Source organism: Streptomyces sp. STAM6 (assembly GCF_054963715.1).
This window is the reverse complement of record NZ_JBUEFZ010000001.1, coordinates 143633-163066: the sequence shown is the minus strand read 5'-3', so window position 1 is coordinate 163066 and position 19434 is coordinate 143633. Positions and strand designations below refer to the sequence as shown.

The 19434-nt window shown below is 71.5% G+C and carries 14 protein-coding genes; 10 read left to right on the top strand and 4 right to left on the bottom strand.

Annotation, left to right across the window (positions count from 1 at the left end; translation table 11 throughout):
* Positions 1 to 39: 39 nt before the first annotated feature.
* From ACY34K_RS00800 to ACY34K_RS00790, 3 genes are all read right to left on the bottom strand, one after another.
* Positions 40 to 1335, bottom strand: coding sequence for an MFS transporter (locus ACY34K_RS00800; RefSeq protein WP_462742724.1), 1296 nt, complete (start codon positions 1333 to 1335; stop codon positions 40 to 42).
* A gap of 122 nt (positions 1336 to 1457) precedes the next feature.
* Entirely contained in the window at positions 1458 to 2114 is a 657-nt protein-coding gene (locus tag ACY34K_RS00795) for an MBL fold metallo-hydrolase (protein WP_462741865.1), read from the bottom strand.
* Positions 2115 to 2123: 9 nt separating this feature from the next.
* On the bottom strand, positions 2124 to 2807 hold the full coding sequence (locus ACY34K_RS00790) for a maleylpyruvate isomerase family mycothiol-dependent enzyme (RefSeq protein ID WP_462741862.1): 684 nt from the start codon (positions 2805 to 2807) through the stop codon (positions 2124 to 2126).
* Positions 2808 to 3001: 194 nt separating this feature from the next.
* Here ACY34K_RS00790 and uvrA point away from each other — a divergent pair, with 194 nt between their 5' ends.
* Entirely contained in the window at positions 3002 to 6070 is a 3069-nt protein-coding gene (gene uvrA / locus ACY34K_RS00785; RefSeq protein WP_462741859.1) for an excinuclease ABC subunit UvrA, read from the top strand.
* Between the two features lie 776 nt (positions 6071 to 6846).
* Positions 6847 to 7305: a Rieske (2Fe-2S) protein gene (locus ACY34K_RS00780; RefSeq protein WP_462741856.1), complete on the top strand. Its 459-nt coding sequence runs from the start codon at positions 6847 to 6849 to the stop codon at positions 7303 to 7305.
* Between the two features lie 35 nt (positions 7306 to 7340).
* Here the strand turns inward: ACY34K_RS00780 and ACY34K_RS00775 are convergent, their stop codons facing one another.
* The gene (locus ACY34K_RS00775) at positions 7341 to 8282 is read right to left on the bottom strand and encodes a hypothetical protein (protein ID WP_462741853.1); all 942 of its coding nucleotides are present in this window, start codon (positions 8280 to 8282) and stop codon (positions 7341 to 7343) included.
* Positions 8283 to 8509: 227 nt separating this feature from the next.
* Here ACY34K_RS00775 and ACY34K_RS00770 point away from each other — a divergent pair, with 227 nt between their 5' ends.
* From ACY34K_RS00770 to gap, 8 genes are all read left to right on the top strand, one after another.
* Complete coding sequence (locus ACY34K_RS00770; protein ID WP_462741851.1) at positions 8510 to 9097, top strand: papain-like cysteine protease family protein; 588 nt, start codon at positions 8510 to 8512, stop codon at positions 9095 to 9097.
* A gap of 5 nt (positions 9098 to 9102) precedes the next feature.
* Positions 9103 to 9969 (top strand): hypothetical protein, encoded by an 867-nt coding sequence (locus tag ACY34K_RS00765; protein WP_462742721.1) that lies wholly within the window; start codon positions 9103 to 9105, stop codon positions 9967 to 9969.
* A gap of 105 nt (positions 9970 to 10074) precedes the next feature.
* A complete protein-coding gene (gene uvrC, locus ACY34K_RS00760) occupies positions 10075 to 12087 on the top strand; it encodes an excinuclease ABC subunit UvrC (protein WP_462741848.1) in 2013 nt (670 codons plus the stop codon).
* Entirely contained in the window at positions 12084 to 13052 is a 969-nt protein-coding gene (rapZ, locus tag ACY34K_RS00755) for an RNase adapter RapZ (protein WP_462741845.1), read from the top strand. The genes uvrC and rapZ overlap by 4 nt, the downstream gene beginning before the upstream one ends.
* Positions 13049 to 14071 (top strand): gluconeogenesis factor YvcK family protein, encoded by a 1023-nt coding sequence (locus ACY34K_RS00750; protein WP_462741841.1) that lies wholly within the window; start codon positions 13049 to 13051, stop codon positions 14069 to 14071. The genes rapZ and ACY34K_RS00750 overlap by 4 nt, the downstream gene beginning before the upstream one ends.
* A complete protein-coding gene (gene whiA / locus ACY34K_RS00745) occupies positions 14062 to 15051 on the top strand; it encodes a DNA-binding protein WhiA (protein ID WP_366130084.1) in 990 nt (329 codons plus the stop codon). The genes ACY34K_RS00750 and whiA overlap by 10 nt, the downstream gene beginning before the upstream one ends.
* A 188-nt stretch (positions 15052 to 15239) precedes the next feature.
* A complete protein-coding gene (locus ACY34K_RS00740) occupies positions 15240 to 18191 on the top strand; it encodes a M14 family metallopeptidase (RefSeq protein WP_462741838.1) in 2952 nt (983 codons plus the stop codon).
* A gap of 186 nt (positions 18192 to 18377) precedes the next feature.
* Positions 18378 to 19382, top strand: coding sequence for a type I glyceraldehyde-3-phosphate dehydrogenase (gene gap, locus ACY34K_RS00735; RefSeq protein ID WP_462741835.1), 1005 nt, complete (start codon positions 18378 to 18380; stop codon positions 19380 to 19382).
* Positions 19383 to 19434 lie beyond the last annotated feature (52 nt).

Genomic DNA, 19434 nt, shown 5'->3' with positions numbered 1-19434 from the left:
ACGCCCGAGGTCCCGGGCGCCTCATCCCGACGGGCGCCCTCAGGCCACCGCCCGCGCCTCCGCGGGCTCCGCACCGGCCTTCGCCGACGGAGCCGCCAGGGTCTCCGGAAGCAGTGCGAAGCACCCCAGGCTGAGCAGGGCGATGCCGGTCAGATACGCCGCCACACCCCAGGGCGGCCCGGCGCCGTTCGACGCCGCGGTCGCCACGATCGGGGTCAGTGCCCCGCCGATCACACCCGCCAGGTTGTACCCCACGGCCGCGCCGGTGCACCGTACCCGCGGCTCGTACAGTTCCGGCAGATAGGCGGCGACCACCGCGAACATGGTGATGAACGCCAGCATCGCCCCCGTGAAGCCGAGGAACATCGGCAGCGGCCGCCCGGTGTGCAGCAACGCCACCATCGGGAACATCCACACCGCGGAGGCCGCGCAGCCCAGCAGGCACAGCGGGCGCCGCCCGTACCGGTCGGCCAGCATCGCGACGAACGGGGTCACCGCGCCTTTCACGGCCACCGCCCCCATGATGCAGACGAGCATCACCGTACGGCTCACGCCGAGCCGCTCGGTGCCGTATGCCAGGGCCCAGGTGGAGACCGCGTAGAACACGGCGTACCCGACCGCCAGCGCACCGGCGGTGGTCAGCACCAGGCGCCAGTGGCCGCGCGCCACCTCCATCAGCGGAGCGTTCGCGCGGGTGCCGCTCTCGGCCAGCTCCCGGAACTGGGGCGTCTCCGTCAGCGACGTACGCAGCAGCAGGCCGCCGGCCGCGAGCAGGCCCGCCGCCCAGAACGGCACCCGCCAGCCCCACTCCCGGAACTGGGCGTCGGTGAGCGTCGCCGACAGGGCCAGCATCACTCCGTTGGCCAGCAGGAACCCGACCGCGGGCCCGATCTGGGGAAAGCTCGACCACAGCGCGCGCCGCCGCTCCGGGGCGTGCTCGGCCGTCAGCAGCACCGCCCCGCCCCACTCGCCGCCCAGGCCCAGCCCCTGCAGGAACCGCAGCACCAGCAGCAGCACGGGAGCGGCCACGCCGAGTGTGGCGTACGACGGGACGCAGCCCACCGCGACCGTCGACAGGCCGGTCAGCAACAGCGAGGCGAACAGCACGGGCCGCCGCCCGTACCGGTCGCCGATGTGCCCGAAGAGCGCGGAACCGAGCGGACGGGAGAGGAATCCGACCGCGAAGGTACCGAACGCCGCGAGGGTGCCGGCCAGCGGCGAGAAGCTCGGGAAGAACAACGGGCCCAGGACCAGCGCGGCGGCCGTGCCGTACACGAAGAAGTCGTAGAACTCGACGGCGGTGCCGGCGAGCGAGGCGGCCGCGAGCCGTCCGATGGACGGCCCTGGGGGATCGGCAGGAGGAGTGTGACTCTGGCACATGTCGCGCCAACTACCCGGACCGCCCGGCGGTTACGGGGGCGCACGGAAGCAGGTGCGCCCCTCTCCGTCCGCCTGGTTCACCAGCCGCGCTCGTGCCACTCCGCGAGGTGCGGGCGCTCGTCGCCGAGCGTGGTGTCCCGGCCGTGGCCGGGGTAGATCCAGGTCTCGTCCGGCAGTGCGTCGAACAGCTTGGTCTCGACGTCCCGGATCAGGCTGGCGAACGCCTCGGCGTCCTTCCAGGTGTTGCCCACCCCGCCCGGGAAGAGGCAGTCGCCGGTGAACACGTGCGGGTGGCCGTGCGGGTCGTCGTAGACCAGCACGATCGAGCCGGGGGTGTGGCCCACCATGCGGCGGGCGGTCAGCTCGACCCGGCCGACCCGGATGGTGTCGCCGTCCTCGACCGCCACGTCGGTGGGCACGTCGATGCCCTCGGCGTCGTACTTCCCGGCGTACGTCCGCGCGCCGGTCGCCGCCACGACCTCGGAGAGCGCCTGCCAGTGATCGCCGTGCCGGTGGGTGGTGACGACGGACGCGATGCCGTCGTCACCGATCAGGCGGAGCAGGGTGCCCGCCTCGTTCGCCGCGTCGATCAGCAACTGCTCGTCGGTGGCCCGGCAGCGCAGCAGATACGCGTTGTTGTCCATCGGCCCGACGGCGACCTTGGAGATCATCAGGTCCGTCAGTTCGTGCACATCCGCGGGTCCGCCGACCTTCACCACACCGCTGTACGTCATGGGCCCAGCCTATAGCGGGGGGAGTGCCGGAAGGGGGGCTCCCGCGGTGTCCAGGGCGGCTCCGTCGCGGCGGCCGGCGAGCCACCCCAGGAGGTCCGCGGCGGGGCCGGAGACGGTCACCTCGACGCCCTCCGAGCCGCCCGTGCTCCATTCCTTGCCGGCCGCGAGCAGCCGGGTCGGGGGGACCGTCGGGTTGCCGGCGAAACGGTCGGCCAGGAAAGCGATCTCGCGCTCGGTGAACGACTCGGGGAGGTCCTCCAGCTCATAGCCGATACCCAGGTCGACATGGTGCAGCTCGACCTCGACGAGACGGCGGAAGGGCACCCGCACGGCCCGGTCCTTCACGCCGTTGCGCAGCTCGACCGTGCGGTCCCAGTCCGCCGGGACCTCGCCCTCGGCCTGGAACCGGGCGGCGGTGGCGCGCACGTCGTCGAGCTGGACCGCCAGCGGGCGGGGGGCGTCGCGCTCGATGTCGGCGTCACGGGCCTCGCCGCTGACGTACATGGGAAGGCCCTGGAGGACGTTCACGAGGGCGTCGGCGTTGCGGGCGAGATGGGCGAGGACATGGCCGCGCGTCCAGCCCGGAAGCCGTGACGGTCCCGCGACCGCCGCGTCGTCGAGTCCGGCGGCTGCGGTGAGCAGCCGATCGGTCGCCTCACGTACAGAGGCCAGGTCGTGCACATGGTCGATCATGCCGCCGACCTTAGCGCCGCCACACGTTCGGGTGAAGGTGGCACAGCGCGACCGTAAATCGAATGCGCGTGCTATACGCTCGGTGGAGGCATCCTTGAAAGTCAGGCATTCATCGACCTGGCGGCCCCCTAGGCTGGAACACAGCTGGGACGGGGGCTGTGCCCCCGCTTCTCTCAAGAAAGGTGCGGACCGGCGTGGCCGACCGTCTCATCGTCCGTGGCGCGCGCGAGCACAATCTGAAGAACGTCTCGCTCGACCTGCCGCGTGACTCCCTCATCGTCTTCACCGGGCTCTCGGGGTCGGGCAAGTCGTCCCTGGCGTTCGACACGATCTTCGCCGAGGGGCAGCGCCGGTACGTCGAGTCGCTCTCCTCCTACGCCCGGCAGTTCCTCGGCCAGATGGACAAACCGGACGTCGACTTCATCGAGGGCCTCTCCCCGGCCGTCTCGATCGACCAGAAGTCGACCTCGCGCAACCCGCGCTCCACGGTCGGCACCATCACCGAGGTCTACGACTACCTCCGTCTGCTCTTCGCGCGGATCGGCAAGCCGCACTGCCCCGAGTGCGGTCGGCCGATCTCCCGCCAGTCGCCCCAGGCCATCGTGGACAAGGTGCTGGAGCTGCCCGAGGGCAGCCGCTTCCAGGTCCTCTCGCCGCTCGTGCGGGAGCGCAAGGGCGAGTTCGTCGACCTGTTCGCCGACCTCCAGACCAAGGGCTACAGCCGCGCCCGGGTGGACGGGAAGACGATCCAGCTCGCCGAGCCGCCCACGCTGAAGAAGCAGGAGAAGCACACCATCGAGGTGGTCGTGGACCGCCTGACGGTGAAGGACAGCGCCAAGCGCCGGCTGACCGACTCCGTCGAGACCGCGCTGGGCCTGTCCGGCGGCATGGTCGTGCTCGACTTCGTCGACCTCCCCGAGGACGACCCCGATCGCGAGCGGATGTACTCGGAGCACCTGTACTGCCCGTACGACGACCTCTCCTTCGAGGAGCTGGAGCCCCGCTCCTTCTCGTTCAACTCGCCGTTCGGCGCCTGCCCCGACTGCACCGGTATCGGCACCCGCATGGAGGTGGACCCGGAGCTGATCGTCCCCGACGAGGAGAAGTCCCTCGAGGAGGGTGCGATCCACCCCTGGTCGCACGGGCACACCAAGGAGTACTTCGGACGCCTGATCGGCGGTCTCGCCGACGCCCTCGGCTTCTCCATGGACATGCCGTGGGCCGGGCTGCCCGCCCGCGCCAAGAAGGCCCTGCTCCACGGTCACAAGACGCAGGTCCAGGTCCGCTACCGCAACCGGTACGGCAGGGAGCGGGCGTACACCACGCCGGCCTTCGAGGGTGCCGTCTCCTTCGTCAAGCGGCGGCACAGCGAGGCCGAGAGCGACTCCAGCCGCGAGCGCTTCGAGGGGTACATGCGCGAGGTGCCCTGCCCCACCTGTGAGGGCACCCGCCTCAAGCCGATCGTTCTCGCGGTCACGGTCATGGACAGGTCCATCGCCGAGGTCGCCGCGATGTCCATCAGCGAGTGCGCCGAGTTCCTCGGCCGGCTGACGCTGAACGCCCGCGACAAGAAGATCGCCGAGCGGGTGCTCAAGGAGGTCAACGAACGGCTGCGCTTCCTGGTCGACGTCGGCCTGGACTACCTCTCGCTGAACCGCGCGGCCGGCACCCTGTCCGGCGGCGAGGCACAGCGCATCCGGCTCGCCACCCAGATCGGCTCCGGTCTCGTCGGCGTGCTGTACGTCCTGGACGAGCCGTCCATCGGCCTGCACCAGCGCGACAACCACCGGCTCATCGAGACGCTCGTCCGGCTGCGCGACATGGGCAACACACTGATCGTCGTCGAACACGACGAGGACACCATCAAGGTCGCCGACTGGGTCGTCGACATCGGCCCCGGCGCGGGTGAGCACGGGGGCAAGGTCGTCCACTCCGGCCCGTTGAAGCAGCTGCTCTCCAACAAGGAGTCGATGACCGGGCAGTACCTGTCCGGGAAGCGGTCCATCGCCACGCCCGCCATCCGCCGGCCCATGGACCCGTCACGCGTGCTGACCGTGCACGGTGCCCGGGAGAACAACCTGCGGGACATCGACGTGTCGTTCCCGCTCGGCGTCCTGACGGCCGTCACCGGTGTCTCCGGCTCCGGCAAGTCGACCCTGGTCAACGACATCCTGTACACGCACCTGGCGCGCGAGCTGAACGGCGCCAAGTCCGTGCCCGGCCGACACACCCGTGTGGACGGCGACGACCTGGTCGACAAGGTCGTCCACGTCGACCAGTCGCCCATCGGCCGCACGCCCCGGTCGAACCCGGCGACGTACACCGGTGTCTTCGACCATGTGCGCAAGCTGTTCGCCGAGACGATGGAGGCGAAGGTCCGCGGCTATCTGCCCGGCCGGTTCTCCTTCAACGTCAAGGGCGGCCGCTGCGAGAACTGCTCCGGCGACGGCACCATCAAGATCGAGATGAACTTCCTGCCGGACGTGTACGTCCCGTGCGAGGTCTGCCACGGCGCGCGCTACAACCGGGAGACCCTGGAGGTCCACTACAAGGGGAAGTCCATCGCCGAGGTGCTGGACATGCCGATCGAGGAGGCCCTGGGCTTCTTCGAGGCCGTCCCGACCATCTCGCGCCATCTGCGCACCCTCACCGAGGTCGGCCTGGGGTACGTCCGGCTCGGCCAGCCCGCACCGACGCTCTCCGGCGGTGAGGCCCAGCGCGTGAAGCTGGCCTCCGAGCTGCAGAAGCGGTCCACCGGGCGCACGGTGTACGTGCTGGACGAGCCCACGACCGGTCTGCACTTCGAGGACATCTCCAAGCTCATCACGGTGCTGTCCAACCTGGTCGACAAGGGCAACTCGGTGATCGTCATCGAGCACAACCTGGACGTCATCAAGACCGCCGACTGGGTCGTCGACATGGGCCCCGAGGGCGGCAGCGGCGGTGGTCTCGTCATCGCCGAGGGCACGCCCGAGCAGATCGCGAGCGTCCCGGCCAGCCACACCGGCAAGTTCCTGCGGGAGATCCTCGACGCCGACCGGATCAGCGACGCGACGGTGCCCGCGGCGCGCAAGCGGGCCGGCAGGAAGACGGTGGCGGCCGCCGGTGCCGCCCCCGCGCGGAAGACGGCCACGGCCAGGACCACCACGGCGAAGAAGGCGACGGCGAAGAAGGCCACGGCGAAGAAGGCCACGGCCAAGCAGACGGTGGCCAAGCAGACGGCGGCCAAGAAGGCCGCGCCGTCCCGCTCCCGCACGTCCTGACCCGCCCGGCCCTGCTGGGACCCGCGGCCCCAGCCGCACCCCAGCAGGGCCCGCGCGCGTCTGTGCGCGGGCCCGTGGCCCCCGGCGCTCCCGGCCGCCTGCCGGGTCGTCCTCGGGGTGCCCCGCCCCCAGCCGCGTCCCGGCGTTCCCCGCCCCCAGCCGTGTCCCGGCGTTCCCCGGCCTCCTGCCGGGGTCCTCGGCCGCGTCACGCGCTCGGCCGTATACGGGGTCCTCGCGCGTCCCGCCCCGGTTCTTTCCCGGCGGGCCTCGGCCGCATCACGGCGCTCCAGCGGCTTCGGCCCCGGCCGCATGCCGGCCCTTCAGGCCGAATACCGGCGCATCCCGGCCGTCGGCCGGGTCCTCGCGCGTTCCCGCGGCGTCCCGACGCCCCTCGGCCGTGTCCCAGCTCCGTGCCCATGCCGGCTTCCTCGGCCGCATCCCGCCACACGGCCGTACGTCGCCACACGGCCGTACGTCGCCCCCCGGCCGTACGTCGCCCCCCGGCCGTACGTCGCCCCCCGGCCGTACGTCGCCCCCCGGCCGTACGTCGGCCCCCGGCCATAGGTCGGCCCCCGGCCGTACGTCGCCCCCCGGCCGTACGTCGCCCCCCGGCCATAGGTCGGCCCCCGGTCGTGTCCGGCGCCCTCGGGCTCGGCCGCCGCCTCCGGCCGCCTGGCGGACGCGTCAGGCGGTCGACGGGGCCGCCCGACGGACCTCCGATCTACGCCGGTATCGTCGGTTGGGTCACCTACGCCCGATCTCACCGTGGAGTCCCCATGCCCGGTCAGCCCCCCGCCTCCGCGCCGCGTGAGGTCCCCGCGGCCCGCCGCACCGTGCTGAAAGGCGCGGCGCTCGCCGGGGCCGCGGGGCTCGGCGTGGCCGCCTGCTCCACCGAGTCGAAGCTCGGGCACGCCCAGACCCCGACGCCGACCGCCCCCGTGGACCTCGGCTCGGCCGAGGCCGTCCCGGTCGGCGGCGCCAAGCTCTTCCGTGAGCAGCGCCTGGTGGTCAGCTGTCCGGCGAAGGGCCAGTACAAGGCGTTCAGCGCCCAGTGCACCCATGCGGGCTGCGTCTTCGACAAGGTCGAGGGCACCGAGGGGAACTGCCCCTGCCACGGGAGCCGGTTCGACGTCACCACCGGCAGGGCGCTGAAGGGCCCGGCGACCGCCCCGCTGCCCGAGGTGCCGATCAGGGTCGCCGAGGGCAAGCTCGTCGCGGGCCCCGAGAACGGCTGAGCGGCGCGGGCGGGTCCGATCCGCGGCCGCGGGGCTCACTCCCAGTCCCAGTCGATCCCCAGGATCCCCGGGCGCACCCCCTGCTCCACGAAGTGCACGGACCGGTGCACGCCGCTGAGCGTCAGATCGCTGCGCGCACCGCGCGGGGCGCCCGCCGACGTCTGCGCGAAGCGGCGGCAGCGCGCCGGCAGGGCGTCCTCGTGGAACCGCACCTGCAGGACGTACTGCCCGCCGGCGAAGCTGAAGCCGCGCACGTATTCCTCGCTCGGTCCGCCGGTGCCGTCCTCGAAGCCGTAGCCGAAGAAGTACGTCTCCCCGGCCCGCAGCCGCGCGTCGAAGAGCAGTTCGGCGACCACCACACCGGACTCGCCGTGCCGGCGGACCCGGCCGGTCCGGCAGTTCTCGCCCGCCCGCACCGTGACCCGCGCGGGATCGCAGCCTGGGTCGCCGTGGTGGATCGCCAGATAGCGGTCGACGCCGTCGCGGTGGGCCCGCACGATGTGCTGGGATTGGCGGCCCACCAGCTCGCGGCCCGCCCCGATACGCACCCGCTCGTGATGACCGACCGTGTGCAGCCCGCCGTCCGCCGGTGAGCCAAGCCCGGCTATCAGCTCCTCGACCGCGCCCGACGCCTCCACCAGCGAGCGGTACGAGCGGCCCGCGGGCCGCGCCGCGCCCTCGGTCCGCGTGCTGTCGGCCCCGCCCGGCTCCCCGAGCAGCCGGATCAGCGAGTCGCCGGGCAGCCGCAGCAGCTCCTCCAGTGCCCGCACCGCCTTCAGCGACTCGGGCCGCTGCGGCCGGCGGGCACCCTGCTGCCAGTAACACAGGCTCGTCACACCCACCTTGATGCCCCGGTGCGCCAGATGGTGCTGGACCCGCTGGAGCGGAAGCCCGCGCACCGAAAGCGCCGCGCGCAGCGCCAGATGGAACGGGCCGGTCTGCAGGATCCGCGCCAGATCGGTCTCGGTGTGTCCCATGGGTGTCCTCAGTGAACGTTCACGACGGGGCGGTGCGGCGCCGCGCCGGTGGGGGGAGGGCGGGCAGGTGGGGGCAACGGCGACTGTTCACAAAGCAACTACTTCGTTCACAGCGCGATGTCATTCCGCATTGAAGCGTGTTGACCTGCCCCCGACAACGGTTCGATGCTCCTCACCAGCGTCCGGACGCGATCCTCCCTCCCCACATCCCCACCCGGAGGAACGCGATGCGCCATCCACGCAAGGCCAGACAGCTCGTCCTGGCGGTGCTCCTCGCCGCCGCAGCGGTCCTCGTCCCGGTGCCCGCCGCCACCGCCGAGGATCACTCCGCACTCGCCGCCAAGCGCCTGAACATCACCATGCAGGCACAGTCGAAGAGCAACTGGTGCTGGGCCGCGGCCGGCAACACCATCGCCGCCTGGTTCGGCCGCAACCACACCCAGAACCAGTTCTGCAACGCCGCGTTCAGCCGTCAGCAGGGGACCGAGTGCCCCAACTGGCAGGCCACCCTGGGCAATGTCCAGACCGCGCTGCGCTGGTCCGGCGTCAGCCCGGGCTCGTACGTCGACGGCTGGCTGCGCTACTCAACCGTGCGGACCGAGATCAACGCCGACCGGCCGGTCGAGACCCGCATCCAGTGGTCGAGCGGCGGCGGTCACATGCATGTGATCTACGGCTTCGACGACACCAACAGCTGGGTGTACTGGGGCGATCCATGGCCCTCCAGCGACCGCTACAACTGGGCGTCGCACGCCTGGTACGTCGACAACAGCTCGTTCTCATGGACCCACTCGCTCTACCGGATCGGGGCGTGAGACAGATGACCCGTACCCACCGCGCCCGGCAGATCCAGCACACGCAACACAGCGGGCAAACCCGGCAAACCGGTCAGATCTCGTGGTCCTGGGGGGCGGCCACCACCGCCCTGACCGCGGCGCTCCTCGTCGTGGGTGCCGCACCGGCCCCGGCCGCGCAGATCCCACCCCCGGCCACCCCCGACCAGGCGGTCACCGCCCCCGCCACACTCGACGCGCTCTCCCGCTTCTTCGCCCGCGACGGCGCGGGAGCCCGCTCCGCGGCCGCCCCGCCGCGCATCGAGGGCCGGAGCGTCCCGGTCCGCGTGCTGTCCCCGGACTTCGTCGCGGGCCGGGCGGGTGCGGCCGTCGCCCGCGTCGAGTTCCACGCCGGCACGGCGGTCGCGCCGGACGGCCGGAAGGCCTCGGTGTGGACCGTCCGGCGCGACGGGGTCTGGCAGGTGGTGAACATGGCCACCGGCGACGACGAGACCCGGTACGCGCGGGAGGGCATCCGCAGGCTGCCCGGCGGCACGGTCTTCAGGGAGCCGCAGATCGACGCCTGGTACGTCCACAAGGGCACCCGGCTGCTTCCCCTGGACGAGGACGCCACCCGCGCGGTGGGTGCCCGCGGCATCACGCTCGCCGCCTACCAGGACCGCGTGAAGGCGGCGTACGGGGACAAGCTCCCCGGCACCGCGTACGCGCACCAGGGCCGGGCCGGCGGGTACGGCGCGCCCGCCGCCGGTCCCGTCGCCGGTCCGGCACAGCCCGCCGCGGAGCCGGCCGCACCGTCCGGAGCCGCGGTGACCGCCGCCGCGGCCACCGCCGGGGCGCTGATCACGCTGGCCCTGGCCGGCACCTGGGCCCTGCGGCGCCGCAGCGGCGGCTGAACCCGCCGGTCGCCGGCCGGAACGAGCCCGCGGGGCATCTCCCGACCCCACCGGGGGTGCTCCGCGGGCACCCGGAGTGTCAGTCCGCGCCAGTAGGGTGTGAGCATGGCAGACCCCTCCAGCTACCGCCCCAAGCCGGGACAGATCCCCGACTCGCCGGGGGTCTACAAATTCCGCGACGAGCACCGCCGGGTGATCTACGTCGGGAAGGCGAAGTCCCTGCGCCAGCGGCTCGCCAACTACTTCCAGGACCTGGCGGGCCTGCACCCGCGCACGCGCACCATGGTCACCACGGCCGCCTCCGTGGAGTGGACCGTGGTGTCCACCGAGGTCGAGGCGCTCCAGCTGGAGTACTCCTGGATCAAGGAGTTCGACCCGCGGTTCAACGTCAAGTACCGCGACGACAAGAGCTATCCGTACCTCGCGGTCACGTTCAACGAGGAGTACCCCCGCGTCCAGGTCCTGCGCGGCCAGAAGAAGAAGGGCGTCAGGTATTTCGGGCCGTACAGCCACGCCTGGGCCATCCGCGAGACGGTCGATCTGCTGCTGCGCGTCTTCCCCGTGCGCACCTGCTCCGCCGGGGTGTTCAGGAACGCCGCCCGCACCGGCCGCCCCTGCCTCCTCGGGTACATCGGCAAGTGCGCGGCGCCGTGCGTCGGCCGGATCTCCCCGGACGAGCACCGTGAACTGGCCGAGGAGTTCTGCGACTTCATGGCCGGCCGCACCGGCACGTACATCCGCCGGCTCGAAAAAGACATGATGATCGCCGCCGAGGACATGGAGTACGAGAAGGCGGCCCGGCTGCGCGACGACATAGGCGCCCTGAGGCGGGCCATGGAGAAGAGCGCCGTCGTCCTCGCCGACGCCACCGACGCCGACCTGATCGCCGTCGCCGAGGACGAGCTGGAAGCCGCCGTGCAGATCTTCCACGTACGCGGCGGCCGGGTCCGCGGCCAGCGCGGCTGGGTCACCGACAAGGTCGAGGCCGTCGACACGGCCGGCCTGGTCGAGCACGCCCTCCAGCAGCTGTACGGCGAGGAGAGCGGTGACGCCGTCCCCAAGGAGGTCCTCGTCCCGGCCCTCCCCGAGGACCTGGACGCGGTCACCCAGTGGCTCAGCGGCCGGCGCGGTTCCCAGGTGTCCCTGCGCATTCCGCAGCGCGGCGACAAGAAGGACCTGATGGCGACCGTCGGGCGCAATGCCCAGCAGGCCCTCGTCCTGCACAAGACCAAGCGGGCCAGCGACCTGACCACCCGCTCCCGCGCGCTGGAGGAGATCGCCGACGCCCTCGGCCTGGACACCGCCCCCCTGCGCATCGAGTGCTTCGACATCTCGCACCTGCAGGGCGAGGACGTCGTGGCGTCCATGGTCGTCTTCGAGGACGGACTGGCCCGCAAGAGCGAGTACCGCCGCTTCCAGATCAAGGGCTTCGAGGGCCAGGACGACGTCCGCTCGATGCACGAGGTGATCAGCCGCCGCTTCAAGCGGTACCTCGCCGAGCGGGAGAAGACCGGCGAGTGGGCCGTGGAGGAGGCCGACGGCGAGGTCCCGGCCGACCGCCCGGAGGACGAGGGCAGGCCGAAGAAATTCGCCTACCCGCCGCAGCTCGTGGTGGTCGACGGCGGACAGCCCCAGGTCGCCGCCGCCAAGCGGGCCCTCGACGAGCTGGGCATCGACGACGTCGCCGTCTGCGGCCTCGCCAAGCGCCTCGAAGAGGTCTGGCTGCCCGGTGAGGACGACCCGGTCGTCCTGCCCCGGTCCAGCGAGGGGCTGTACCTCCTCCAGCGGGTGCGTGACACGGCTCACGACTTCGCCATCCGATACCAGCGCTCGAAGCGGACCAAGCGCATCAGGACCGGCCCCCTGGACGCCGTCCCCGGCCTCGGCGACACGCGCAAGCAGGCACTGATCAAGCACTTCGGCTCGGTGAAGCGGCTGCGACAGGCGACAATCGAGCAGATCTGCGAGGTGCCCGGCCTCGGCCGCAAGACCGCCGAAGCCGTGGCCGTGGCCCTCGCCCAGGCCGCCCCGGCCGCTCCCGCCGTGAACACGGCGACAGGAGAGATCATTGAAGACGACGCCACCGCGCACGACGAGCACCGGGGGCAGCAGCCATGACCGAGCACGACCGCGACACCGCAGAGCACGATGAAGAGCGAGAAGACGGAGCAGTACACGTGAGTACGGGCACGACGATCGAGGCCGGAGAGGCGGCCGAGGCGGCCATTCCCGAGCTGGTGATCATCTCCGGCATGTCCGGCGCCGGACGCAGCACCGCCGCCAAGTGTCTGGAGGACCTCGGCTGGTTCGTCGTCGACAATCTGCCGCCCGCGCTGATCCCCACCATGGTGGAGCTCGGCGCCCGCTCCCAGGGCAACGTCGCGCGCATCGCCGTCGTCGTCGACGTGCGCGGCCGCCAGTTCTTCGACAACCTGCGCGAGTCCCTCGCGGACCTCGACGCCAAGCAGGTCACCCGCCGGATCGTCTTCCTGGAGTCCTCCGACGAGGCCCTGGTGCGCCGCTTCGAGTCGGTGCGCCGTCCCCACCCGCTCCAGGGCGACGGCCGCATCGTCGACGGCATCGAGGCCGAGCGCGACCTGCTGCGCGAGCTGCGCGGCGACGCCGACCTGGTGATCGACACCTCCAGCCTCAACGTCCACGAGCTGCGCGCCAAGATGGACGCCCAGTTCGCCGGCGACGAGGAGCCGGAGCTGCGCGCCACCGTCATGTCCTTCGGCTACAAGTACGGCCTGCCCGTCGACGCCGACCTGGTGGTGGACTGCCGGTTCCTGCCCAACCCGCACTGGGTTCCCGAGCTGCGCCCGTTCACCGGCCTCAACGAGGAGGTGTCGGGCTACGTCTTCAACCAGCCGGGCGCCAAGGACTTCCTCGACCGGTACTCCGAGCTGCTGCAGCTGATCTCCGCCGGCTACCGCCGCGAGGGCAAGCGGTACGTCACCATCGCGGTCGGCTGCACCGGTGGCAAGCACCGCTCCGTCGCCATGTCCGAGAAGCTCGCCGCCCGCCTCGCCTCCGAAGGGGTCGAGACCGTCGTCGTACACCGGGACATGGGGCGCGAGTGAAGCCGTACCGCCGGCGTACGAGCTCCCTGTCCGTTCGTACGCTCCGCCGACGCGGCGCGCAGCCCAAGGTCGTCGCCCTGGGCGGCGGCATGGGCCTGTCCGCGTCCCTCGCCGCGCTGCGCCGCATCACCGGTGACCTCACCGCCGTGGTCACCGTCGCCGACGACGGCGGCTCCAGCGGCCGGCTCCGGGAGGAGCTGGGGGTCCTGCCGCCCGGTGACCTGCGCAAGGCCCTGGCGGCCCTGTGCGGCGACGACGACTGGGGCCAGACATGGGCCCGCGTCATCCAGCACCGGTTCCAGTCCAAGGGGGATCTGCACGAGCACGCCGTCGGCAATCTGCTGATCGTCGCCCTCTGGGAACAGCTGGGCGACCACGTCCAGGCGCTGGACCTGGTCGGCAAGCTGCTCGGCGCGCACGGCCGGGTGCTGCCCATGTCCGCCGTGCCGCTGGAGCTCCAGGCGCTGGTCAAGGGGCACGACCCGGAGCGGCCCGACGACGTGGACACCGTTCGCGGCCAGGCGACCGTGGCGCTCACGCCCGGCGAGGTGCAGTCCGTCCACCTGGTGCCGAACGACCCGCCGGCCGTCCCCGAGGCGGTCGCGGCGGTGCTCGACGCGGACTGGGTGGTGCTCGGCCCCGGCTCCTGGTTCTCCTCGGTGATCCCGCACCTGCTCGTCCCCGAGCTGCTGGACGCGCTGATCGAGACCAAGGCCCGCCGCGTCCTGTCGCTGAACCTCGCGCCGCAGCCCGGAGAAACCGAGGGCTTCTCTCCGCAGCGTCATTTGGAGGTTTTGGGACGACACGCCCCTAAACTCGCCCTGGACGTGGTGCTGGCCGACGAGGCCGCCGTGCCCGACCGCGATTCCCTCGCCGACGCCGCCAAGCGCCTCGGGGCAGCGGTCGAGCTCGCCCCGGTGGCGAGGAAGGACGGCTCGCCGAAGCACGACCCGGAGCTGCTGGCCGCCGCGTACGACCGTATTTTTCGGATGCATGGAAGGATCGGCCCATGGCGATGACGGCAGCGGTGAAGGACGAGATCTCCCGGCTTCCCGTCACCCGGACCTGCTGCAGAAAGGCGGAGGTCTCGTCGATCCTGCGGTTCGCGGGCGGGCTGCACCTGGTGAGCGGCCGGATCGTGATCGAGGCCGAGCTGGACACGGCGATGGCGGCCCGGCGGCTGAAGCGGGACATCGCGGAGATCTTCGGCCACAACTCCGAGCTGATCGTGATGGCGCCCGGCGGGCTGCGCCGCGGCTCCCGTTTCGTGGTCCGCGTGGTGGCCGGTGGCGACCAGCTGGCCCGCCAGACCGGCCTGGTCGACGGCCGCGGCCGTCCCATCCGGGGCTTGCCGCCGCAGGTGGTCTCCGGCGCCACCTGTGACGCCGAGGCCGCCTGGCGCGGGGCGTTCCTGGCCCACGGCTCGCTGACCGAGCCCGGCCGCTCCTCCTCGCTGGAGGTCACCTGCCCGGGGCCGGAGGCCGCGCTCGCGCTGGTCGGCGCGGCCCGTCGGCTGTCCATCGCCGCCAAGGCCCGCGAGGTCCGGGGCGTGGACCGCGTGGTGGTGCGGGACGGCGACGCCATCGGCGCCCTGCTGACCCGGCTCGGTGCGCACGAGTCCGTGCTGGCGTGGGAGGAGCGGCGGATGCGGCGCGAGGTCCGTGCCACCGCCAACCGCCTGGCCAACTTCGACGACGCCAACCTCCGCCGCTCGGCCCGGGCCGCGGTCGCGGCCGGCGCCCGGGTGCAGCGCGCCCTGGAGATCCTCGGCGAGGAGGTGCCGGAGCACCTCGCGGCCGCGGGCCGGCTGCGCATGGAGCACAAGCAGGCGTCGCTGGAGGAGCTGGGCGCGCTCGCGGACCCGCCGCTGACCAAGGACGCGGTCGCGGGCCGTATCCGCCGGCTTCTGGCCATGGCCGACAAGCGGGCCCAGGACCTCGGCATTCCCGGTACGGAATCCAATCTGACCGAGGAAATGGCCGACGGCCTGGTGGGCTGAGGGCCCGGCCACCTGACGGCCCGGCCACCTGTGGGCCACCCGCCGATGTACTGCCGGCACCCCTCGCGGGTGCCGGCAGTGGTGTTTTCAGGCCGTCGCGCACCCGAAAGGGCACTCTTGACATGATCATGAGGGGTCATGAGCCTGGCGTCTGTCTCTTTCGTGGCAGACGACAGCAAGGGGGGCTTATGAGACGCAGAGCGAGATCGATCCTCGCCGCGGCTTCACTGCTGATGACCGGCCTCGCGGCGGCACCCGTCGCGGGAGCCGAGCGGAACGACGACCCGGACGGCGACCAACTGTCCGTATTTCACGCGCACGTGAGCAAGGAACAGGTCCCGCTGCTCCTCGAAGCCGGTACCGACGGCCATGAGCTGAGCGAGCAGGTGCCCCCGAAGGGCACCGCCACCGTCGAGTTGTACCTCACCGACGACCAGGCCGGCGTGCTGCGCGGCAAGGGCGTCCGCCTCACCGAGCACGATCTCTCCGCGTCGGCCGAGAAGCGCGTCGAAGCGGCGGGCGACGGTGTCTTCCGCCCGTACAGCGGAGAGAACGGACTCCAGCGGGAGATCCTGGCGACCGCCCGGGCCCACCCCGCCCTGACCAAGGTCGTCAGCATCGGTAAGTCCGTCAAGGGCCAGGACATCCTCGCTCTCAAGCTCAGCAAGGGAGCCAAGAAGCACAAGGACGGCTCGAAGCCCGCCACCCTGTACATGTCCAACCAGCACGCCCGCGAGTGGATCACCCCCGAGATGACCCGGCGGCTCCTCCACCACTACCTCGCCGGGTACGGCAAGGACCCGCGCATCACGAAGATCGTCGACAGCACCGAGCTGTGGTTCGTGCTCTCCGCCAACCCCGACGGTTACGACTACACGCACGCCGCCGACGGCCGGCGCCTGTGGCGCAAGAACCTCCGCGACAACGACGGCGACGGGAGGATCGCACCCGGCGACGGAGTCGACCTCAACCGCAACTTCTCCTACAAGTGGGGCTACGACGACGAGGGTTCGTCCCCCGACCCGGCGAGCGAGACCTACCGCGGCACGGGCCCCATGTCCGAGCCCGAGACGAAGGCGCTCGACGCCTTCCAGAAGCGCATCGGCTTCCAGTACGGCATCAACTACCACTCCGCGGCCCAGTTGCTGCTCTACGGAGTGGGCTGGCAGGTCGCCACCGACACCCCCGACGACGTCCCGCTCAAGGCACTCGCCGGCACCCCCGCCAAGTCGGCGGTCCCCGGCTACCGTCCGCAGGTCTCCTCCGAGCTCTACACCACCAACGGCGAGGCCGACGGACACGCGGCGAACGTCAACGGCATGCAGATGTTCACCCCGGAGATGTCGACCTGCGCCACCGCCTCCCGCGTCGACCCCGGTGACGCCTGGGACCCCGCCGACTGCGCATCCATCTTCACCTTCCCCGACGACGAGAAGCTGATCCAGCAGGAGTTCGCCAAGAACATCCCGTTCGCGCTCGCCGTCGCCGAGTCGTCCGCCCGTCCCGACCGGCCGGTCTCCCCGGTCGGCACGGACGCCCCCGCCTTCGTGCCGGACACCTTCACCACCTCCTACTCGCGCGGCGGAGATCAGGAAGTCGCCGTGACCGCGCGGAAGTCGCTCCGGGACAAGGAGCTCAAGTACCGCGTCAACGGCGGCCGGACGCACGACCAGCGGCTGGAGGCCTGGGAGGGCGGTGAGACCTACGGAGGCGAGGACAACCTCTACTACGACCAGTACCGGGCCGAGGTCCAGGACGGCGAACCCGGCGACGAGGTCGAGGTCTGGTTCACCGCCCGCACCCGGGAAGGCGAACGCGTCTCCTCCGCACCCTTCACCTACACCATCGCCGAACGGCCGCGCGGGGACATCCTGATCCTCGCCGACGAGGGCGGCACCACGGCCGCCCGGCACGCCGCCCTGTACACCAGGGCGCTCGCCGACAGCGGCCGCCGCGCGGTGGTCTGGGACGTCGCCACCCAGGGCGCCCCGCACCCACTCGCCGTGCTCGGCAACTTCCGCACCGTCGTCTGGTACACCGGCGCGAACCGCCCCGCCGCCGCGACCACGCTCGCCGTCCGCGCCCACGTCAACGAGGGCGGCAAGCTGATCAACGCCGGTGAGCAGTCCGGCGGATTCGTCGACCTCGGCGGCGCCCAGTCCAACGACTTCGCCCAGTACTACCTCGGCGCCTACCACCGGGCCGGGCTGTCCGCGCCGGCGTCCTTCGCCGGGGGCGGTCCCCTCGCCGGCGGCAGGGCCGGGCTCGGCGCGGCCCCCGGCAACCCGCTCGACGACGCCGGCGCGTACACCGTCACGTCCGACACCCTCGCCCCGGACCGGTTCCCGCAGTTCCGCAGCGAGGCCGCCGGGGACTACCCCGGCGTCCGGACCCCCTTCGAACCGGCCGAGGGGTCCTCCTTCGGCGCCGCACGCCATGCCCACAACGCCTGGATGCGGCTGACCCGCACCGTCGACCTGACCGGCGTCGACGCCGCGGCCCGGCCCGCGCTGCGGTTCCAGATCAGCCACGACACCGAACCCGGGTACGACAACGCGATCGTCGAGGCCCACACCCCCGGCCAGGACGACTGGACCACCCTGCCCGACGCCAACGGCAACACCTCGCCACAGGTGCCCACCCAGTGCGAGGCGGGCTTCTACGTCGAAGGCCACCCGTTCCTCGCGCACTACCTGACCGTGCGCGACGACGGCTGCTCCGCCACCGGCACGACCGGCGCGTGGCACGCCTTCACCGGCGCCTCCAACGGCTGGCGCCAGGCATCGGTCGACCTGACCGCCTACGCGGGCAAGAAGGTCGAGCTCTCCCTGTCCTATGTGACGGACGGAGGCAGCGGCGAGACGGGCGTCTTCGTCGACGACACCCAGCTCGTCGCCGGCGGCACCGTCCGGGACCGCGAGGGCTTCGAGACCTCCCTCGGCGCCTGGTCCGTCCCCGGGCCGCCGCCCGGCACCGCGGCGGGTGCCACCGACTGGCTCCGGTCGCCCGCGCTGTTCCACTCGCAGGCGGCCGTCGCCACCCGCAACACCGTGCTCCTGGGCTTCGGACTGGAGCACGTCACCGCCCCGGCCGAGCGCGCCAGGCTCGTGAAACAGGCGCTCAGAGCGCTCCGTCACTGACCCTGAGTAGCCGAAACGTACCCCCGGGAGCCGTACTCATGAGTAGGTGCGGCCCCGGGATCGTACGGGTGCGCTCGATGTCACTCCCGCGCCGCCGGAGAGGTAGGGTCATAAGCGGTCGGGGACATCCCTAAAAAAGAACTCGCCGGCGTCGAAACCCGGCGTACCTAACGAGGAGATCGGTTCGTGACGATCCGCGTAGGCATCAACGGCTTTGGCCGCATCGGTCGCAACTACTTCCGCGCGCTCCTTGAGCAGGGTGCCGACATCGAGATCGTGGCTGTCAACGACCTGGGTGACACCGCGACCACCGCTCACCTGCTGAAGTACGACACGATCCTGGGCCGTCTGAAGGCCGAGGTCACCCACACCGCCGACACGATCACGGTCGACGGTCACACGATCAAGGTGCTGTCCGAGCGCAACCCGGCCGACATTCCGTGGGGCGAGCTGGGCGTCGACATCGTCATCGAGTCGACCGGCATCTTCACCAAGAAGGCGGACGCCGCGAAGCACCTCGCCGGCGGCGCCAAGAAGGTCCTCATCTCGGCTCCGGCCTCCGACGAGGACATCACCATCGTCATGGGTGTCAACCAGGACAAGTACGACGCGGCCAACCACCACGTCATCTCCAACGCCTCCTGCACCACCAACTGCGTGGCGCCGATGGCCAAGGTCCTGGACGAGAACTTCGGCATCGTCAAGGGCATGATGACGACGGTCCACGCGTACACCAACGACCAGCGCATCCTGGACTTCCCGCACAAGGACCTGCGCCGCGCCCGCGCCGCCGCGGAGAACATCATTCCCACCTCCACCGGTGCCGCGAAGGCGACCGCCCTGGTCCTCCCGCAGCTCAAGGGCAAGCTGGACGGCATCGCCATGCGCGTCCCGGTCCCCACCGGCTCGGTCACCGACCTGGTCCTGGAGCTCGACCGCGAGGTCACCAAGGACGAGATCAACACCGCGTTCCAGAAGGCCGCCGAGGGGCAGCTCAAGGGCATCCTCGAGTACACCGAGGACGCCATCGTCTCCTCGGACATCGTGAACTGGCCTGCCTCCTGCACCTTCGACTCGCAGCTCACCATGGTCCAGGGCAAGCAGGTCAAGGTCGTCGGCTGGTACGACAACGAGTGGGGCTACTCCAACCGCCTTGTCGACCTCACTGTCTTCGTGGGCGGCCAGCTCTGATAACCAGGGCAGGCACCTCGATGTAGGTCAGGGCTCGGGCAGCGCAACGCCG

Bases quoted from the DNA above. Each gene is read 5' to 3' on its own strand.
- ACY34K_RS00795 (WP_462741865.1), bottom strand. From the start codon at position 2,114: ATGACGTACAGCGGTGTGGTGAAGGTCGGCGGACCCGCGGATGTGCAC.
- ACY34K_RS00790 (WP_462741862.1), bottom strand. From the start codon at position 2,807: ATGATCGACCATGTGCACGACCTGGCCTCTGTACGTGAGGCGACCGAT.
- ACY34K_RS00780 (WP_462741856.1), top strand. From the start codon at position 6,847: ATGCCCGGTCAGCCCCCCGCCTCCGCGCCGCGTGAGGTCCCCGCGGCC.
- ACY34K_RS00775 (WP_462741853.1), bottom strand. From the start codon at position 8,282: ATGGGACACACCGAGACCGATCTGGCGCGGATCCTGCAGACCGGCCCG.
- ACY34K_RS00770 (WP_462741851.1), top strand. From the start codon at position 8,510: ATGCGCCATCCACGCAAGGCCAGACAGCTCGTCCTGGCGGTGCTCCTC.
- ACY34K_RS00765 (WP_462742721.1), top strand. From the start codon at position 9,103: ATGACCCGTACCCACCGCGCCCGGCAGATCCAGCACACGCAACACAGC.
- uvrC (WP_462741848.1), top strand. From the start codon at position 10,075: ATGGCAGACCCCTCCAGCTACCGCCCCAAGCCGGGACAGATCCCCGAC.
- rapZ (WP_462741845.1), top strand. From the start codon at position 12,084: ATGACCGAGCACGACCGCGACACCGCAGAGCACGATGAAGAGCGAGAA.
- whiA (WP_366130084.1), top strand. From the start codon at position 14,062: ATGGCGATGACGGCAGCGGTGAAGGACGAGATCTCCCGGCTTCCCGTC.
- ACY34K_RS00740 (WP_462741838.1), top strand. From the start codon at position 15,240: ATGAGACGCAGAGCGAGATCGATCCTCGCCGCGGCTTCACTGCTGATG.